Source organism: Saccharopolyspora sp. 7B, assembly GCF_020177435.1.
GTDB lineage: Bacteria > Actinomycetota > Actinomycetes > Mycobacteriales > Pseudonocardiaceae > Saccharopolyspora_C > Saccharopolyspora_C gregorii.
Genome location: NZ_JAIUKC010000253.1, coordinates 1 through 4976, shown reverse-complemented (window position 1 = coordinate 4976; position 4976 = coordinate 1). Strand labels below are relative to the sequence as shown.

Below are 4976 nucleotides of genomic sequence, written 5' to 3'. Positions count from 1 at the left end.
CCCCCCCCCCCCCGCGACCGGCACCGCCCCCCGCACCGAGGCCACCCGCGCCGCGGCCCGCGCCACCGGCTCCGGCGCCGCCCGCGCCGAGACCACCGATGGCACCGATGCCGCCACCTGCACCGGCACCACTGCCGCCGGAACCGAGACCACCCGGGCCGCCGGGAACGCCACCGGCCCCGGGGCCGTACGCCGGCCCGGACCACTGGCTGCCGGACCCGGACGGCGAGCCCGGGTGGCTCCCGGCACCGCCGAAACCACCCGTTCCACTGGAGCCGTAGCCGCCGCCGGGCAGGCCGCCACCACCGATGCCACCACCGGTACCGCCGCCGATACCGCCACCACCGGTGCCGATACCACCACCGGTGCCGGGACCGACCCCGTTCGCGCCAGGACCGGTGCCCCAGTCCGTACCGGCCGGCTGCGTCGCCGCGGGCGGTTCCTTCGTCGAACCGTCCGGGCCGGTGTACTGCGGCATGTTCGAGTCGACCTGGGTGAGCGTCGGGCTGTAGACGCGGCCCATCGTCTCCTGCGCGGCCTTCTCCGCCTGCTCGCGCTCCTCCATCTGCCCGAGCGCGTCCAAGCCCGCACCCGCCGGACCGAACGGGATGGAGGCGGCGACACCGCGGCCGACGCTGTAGCCGTCCGGCTGGTCCACCATGTTCCGCGCCTGCCCGGCGGCCTCACCGGCGGCGTTCAAGTTGTTGCCGGTCACCTCGAAGGCGTCGGCGCTCGCCCGCATCCACTCCGAAGCGGGTTTGCCGACCTCCTTGGCGGTGTTCGCGGCCTCGCCCTCCCAGCCGCCCTCGACGATGCGCTGCACGTCCGTCGCGTAGTTCTCGCCGCGGCCGCGCAACTCCTTCGCGAACTCGATCCACACCTGGGCGACTTCGCCGACCTTGCCCTGGTCGATCGAGTCCTGGTTCGTCGAGTAGATCTGCGCGTGGTCGAAGCCGCCCCAGTTGACGCACTGCGTGATCGCCGGCTTGTCGAAGCCCTGCACGTCCATCCCGGCGTTCTGCTGGGCGAGCTGTGCCTGCTGCTGCTGGGCGATCCGGTTCGCCTCCTCGCTGTGCTCCTTGCGCTCCTTCTCAGCCGAGCTCTCGTATCCGAATACGCGCGAACCGGCGTTGTCGATCATGCTGATCAGGCCCATGATTCCCCCACATCATTCCGGAAGCCGCGACGCGGTCTGCTCGGCGATCTTCTCGATCTCCCCGCACGGGTCGGCGACGGTGTCCCGCATCGCTGCGGTGAACTGGTACAAGACAACCCCGCCACCTGCATTGACGACCGTGTTGCAGAAGCCCTGCCCCTTCGCCCCCGTCGGGATGACACGAGCAGCTTCGCGGCCACCGATTTGAATTCGCGTGAACTCATCCCATGCGCCCTTGCTGAGACTATCGACGGTCTCATCGGCGTTTTTCTGGAAAGCGAGGTCGAACTTCTCCCCACTCCAAGCGCATCCGGGCTGGAAGCTGACGAGGGTGAAGTCCTTGGCTTCTGTTGGCAAACCATTAGCCGTTAGCTCTTCCCGCTTAAAAAAATTGCACGGATCGAACTGGCTCAAATTTGCACCGTGGGCCACTGGCGATGCTTCGGGAGGCCCGACACGACCAGTGTCCGGCCCGCCTAACGCACACGAAGTCAACGCGACCAGCCCTACCCCACTGAGCGCGGCGACCGACACCCGGGACGTCGCAGACCGATGCCTCGGCGTTCCGCCACGGACAGATCTAACTGCCCTCACGATCCCCATCGCCTTCCCTCTCCACCACGGTCGCTTCAAATCATTCCGGCAAGCGCGCCGCAGTCTGGTTGGCAATGTTTTCGACTTCGCCACACGGATCGGCCACGGAGTCACGCATATAACCGACAAGCTGGTAAAGGGCGACGCCACCGCCGGCCGCAACGACCGTGATACAGCTGCCTTGACCGGCCGCTCCGTCGACGAGCATCCGTGCGGCGTCACGACCCGCCACATTGATTCGGGTGTACTCGTCGTAGGGGCCACCCGACTCCAGACTGTCCACGGTCTCGCCCGCATTCTTCTGCAGCGAAACGTCCAATCGCTTTCCATGCCACGTGCACCCGGGCTGGAAACTGACGTCCGTAAAGTCTTCCGCCTGAGTCGACACACCATATGAAGTCAGCTCTTCGGACTTAAAGAAGGTGCATGGATCGAAATCCTTCAGCCCATCGCCGCTGGCCTCCGAAGTGGGAGATGATCCACCACTGCCTCCGTCGGATCCACCGAGCGCGCACGAGGAGAGGCCGAACAGGGCGAGCCCTGAGATCATTGCGACCAACGGCCGGGAAAATTTCCTCACTACATACCTCGCCTGATGTCGTCGGCGTTCTGTTCTTCCACGGCGCGGTAATCCCGGGCTGCACCCCGGAATGCATCCGCCTGCTTCTGCAGTTCTTCCTGAAGGTCTCGGATCAGCTTGAGAGCACCGGCATCGCCGTCGGCTGCCTTGTCCTGGAAGCGCTTCATCAACTGTTGACCATCGGGATAATCACCCAAGCCGCGCACACTTCGCAGTGCCTCCGCGCGCCTGTACAGCTTCTGCAGCGCCTCGATCTCCTCTTCCACCCTCTTGGCCGCGTCTTCGGCGACCTGGGGGTCGAGGGCGAGCTTGCCCGCGCTGACCTGCTGGTTGATCGACTGGGTCTGGGCGCCGATCGCCTTCAGACCTTCCTTCGCCGCGGCGAAGCCGCCCGCCTCTGCGCTTGTCATCCCCAGGCCCCTCTGGACTCCGATGATCTCCCCAGTGAATGACGAACACTTTAGCGCGACGCCGCTCCGGTGGTCACTGGTTCGGGCGAACCGGGCGGCGACCGGTGCGCGGCGAAGCAGGTGCACAGCCGGTCCGCGAACGCGGGCAGCGCCGCCCGCAGGTGCGCCAGGTCGGCGACCGCTCCCCGCTCGCGGTACCAGTGCGCGACGGGCGCGTCGGCGGCGTCGAGGTCCGCCCACGCGGCCAGCCACCGCTCGACCTCGCCGAGCACCAGCGCGTACGGCAGCGCGCGGAAGCACGCCGCTTCCCGATCGGCGGCGGGGAAGGTGGCCACCGGAACCGAACTCAGGTGGGCCCGCAGACCTCGCAGCCGCCCGGCCAGCACGGCGCCCCGCGCGGTGCGGGCGGGCAACGAGCGGGAAGCGGCGGTCAGCACGAGCCCGCCGACCGCCACCGCGACGCCGATCAGCCCCAGCGGCCCGGTGAGCACCAGCAGCACCGCGAGCAGCGCCCCGGCGAGCGCGATGCCGATCCCGCCCCACCAGAGCAGGTTCCGCGCCGCGTCGGGCCTGCGGGCGAACCAGCCTCGCGCGACGACCTCCGCGTAGAGCGCTTCCCGCACCGGAGCGAGGTCGCCGCGACCGAGCTCCCCGAGCGACACCTGATCGCGTTCACCCACCAGGAGGTCGTGGACGGCTCGCTCGTGATCGCGCAACGCGGCGTCCGGCGGGCTGCGGCGCACGATGCGCCAGTCCGCGGCCAGCTCCTCGATCCCCAGGTAGTTGCGCACCGCGAGGTCCACGACGGTGCCCGCGACGTCCACGAGCTCCGCCCGTTCGCCGAGGACGGTGCCGACGTGCCCGGGCAGCACCCCGTCCGGCGAGGTGAAGGTGGTCCCGGCTGCGGTCGTGGTCAGCACCTCGGCCGGCCCGGTCGCCGCGGCGGCGGTGCGGGCGTCCCGGCGGCGCAGGTGCCGCAGCGTCCCGAGCGCACCGATCAGCAGCAGCCCGACCCCGGCCACGCCCGCGATGGCACCCGGGTGCGGCGAGAACGCGTGGGCCGGGTCGAAGGGCCGCTCCACGACGGCGTTCGACGGCACCGCCCCGCCCGGCACCCGGATCGACAGCACCAGCCGATCACCGGGTGCGAGGCCGAACTGGAGGGCCTGCACCTGCTGGGCGCGGCCGATCTCGTAGCGGTCGCAGCGCTCGTCGCCGCCGACCGGCCCGGCCAGGCAGGTGATGTCCCGCGGCACCTGCGGGGCGAGCAGCGAAGCCGAGATCCGGTCCACCGGCACGTCCCAGCCGCCGGAGAACTGCCAGCGGACCTCCTGCTCCGGCCCGTCGTCGGCGACGGCGCCGCGGACCGCGTACCGGAACGTCGCCTCGCCGGGCCGGAGGACGAGCCGCACCGCGTCCGGCCCGACCTGCACGTCTCCGCCGTCGAGCCGCACGTCGGCGAGGGAGAACACCCGGTCGCCGCCGTCGGCGGCGGGCTGCCGCAGCGGGATGGTGCGGTGCACCGGATTCCCGGCGGGGACGGCGATCCGCTCGGTGACGGTGAGCGCGCCGTCGCGCTCCAGCTTGGCCCGCACGTCGGTGGCGGCGGTGCCGGGCAGCACGTTCACCGGTTGCGCGGCGGCGGCCGGGGCGGCGGTGAGCAGCGCCGCGGCCAGCACCGCGACCGCGGCGAGCAGCGAGGTCGGCGAGGGTTTCCCACCCGGTCCCGAACGCGGTTCGCGAAACACGGCACGACCCTAGCTCCGCCTGGTTACCCTCGATCTCCGTCCGACCCGACGAGCCGAGGAGCCGACCGATGACCGGAAGCGCCGGTTCCGACCCGGATTCCGGGACCGCCACGGCCCACCGGACGGCACGCACCGCTCAGTCCACATCGGACAGACCCGGCCTGCCCCGAGCAGGCCTGCCGAGCTGCGCGCCGGTCCTGGGCGGCGCCGCCGGGCCGGCACCCGCGGATCCCGCGCGCCCGAACCCGGGCAGGCCGGTGCGCGCCGCCGCCGCGCCGCCACCTGCTCCGATGTGGAGCGATCAGCGCACGGGACCCGGTCCCGGCACCGCTAAGCTCGGTCCGCTCCAGTCGTCGGCGAAGCCGGGAGATCGGTCATGACGCAGCCACAGCCCCCGTGGGGTGAGCGCCCGGTGGGCCCGCCCCCGGCCGCGCAACCGCTGCCCGCGACCGAGTCCGGCGGCTCGCCGGAACCGCACTACCTCCCGC

Annotated in this window: 5 protein-coding genes; all 5 read right to left on the bottom strand. The window is 71.1% G+C overall.

Annotated elements, in window-relative coordinates:
• A partial coding sequence (locus tag LCD33_RS28225; protein WP_224978478.1) for a hypothetical protein occupies positions 1–1156 on the bottom strand: 1156 nt, incomplete at its 3' end.
• A gap of 12 nt (positions 1157–1168) precedes the next feature.
• On the bottom strand, positions 1169–1759 hold the full coding sequence (locus tag LCD33_RS28220; protein WP_224966107.1) for a DUF3558 family protein: 591 nt from the start codon (positions 1757–1759) through the stop codon (positions 1169–1171).
• 31 nt (positions 1760–1790) lie between these two features.
• Positions 1791–2300 carry a DUF3558 family protein gene (locus tag LCD33_RS28215; RefSeq protein WP_224966111.1) on the bottom strand — a complete coding sequence of 170 codons (510 nt, stop codon included), beginning with the start codon at positions 2298–2300 and terminating at the stop codon, positions 1791–1793.
• Between the two features lie 29 nt (positions 2301–2329).
• Positions 2330–2740 carry a hypothetical protein gene (locus LCD33_RS28210; RefSeq protein ID WP_224966106.1) on the bottom strand — a complete coding sequence of 137 codons (411 nt, stop codon included), beginning with the start codon at positions 2738–2740 and terminating at the stop codon, positions 2330–2332.
• Positions 2741–2790: 50 nt separating this feature from the next.
• Positions 2791–4488: a DUF2207 domain-containing protein gene (locus LCD33_RS28205; RefSeq protein WP_224978477.1), complete on the bottom strand. Its 1698-nt coding sequence runs from the start codon at positions 4486–4488 to the stop codon at positions 2791–2793.
• Positions 4489–4976 lie beyond the last annotated feature (488 nt).